Source organism: Paraburkholderia sp. SIMBA_030, assembly GCF_046535245.1.
In the GTDB taxonomy this organism is placed as follows: domain Bacteria; phylum Pseudomonadota; class Gammaproteobacteria; order Burkholderiales; family Burkholderiaceae; genus Paraburkholderia.
In genome coordinates, this window is sequence record NZ_JAWRXB010000529.1 from 1 (window position 1) to 272 (window position 272).

1 protein-coding gene is annotated in these 272 nt (G+C 46.7%); it reads right to left on the reverse strand.

Going from position 1 to position 272, the window contains the following annotated elements; all coding sequences use genetic code 11:
- A partial coding sequence (locus SB772_RS41085; protein WP_410838661.1) for a lipocalin family protein occupies positions 1 to 272 on the reverse strand: 272 nt, incomplete at both ends.

The following is a 272-nucleotide window of genomic DNA, read 5'->3' on the forward strand; positions in this document are numbered from 1 at the left end:
GCTGTCACATCACCAGCACATTTGCGCTGGAAATACATCGGCAAACGGCCAATCTCATACCAAGTACCTGCATAGGTATTTAGATCTACGCTATCTACGGTAGTTGGCGTGCTTGCAGATTTATGAATAATATCACTTGGCTGAACCGATAGCATATCGGTCGTGGTCTTCTCATTCATCGCATCATCAGACATTCCATTAGTTGTCATGTTCACTGGCGGCGTGGCCGCATAGGCTGAGAACGCTGCTAACGGTATAATAATGGCTAAGGC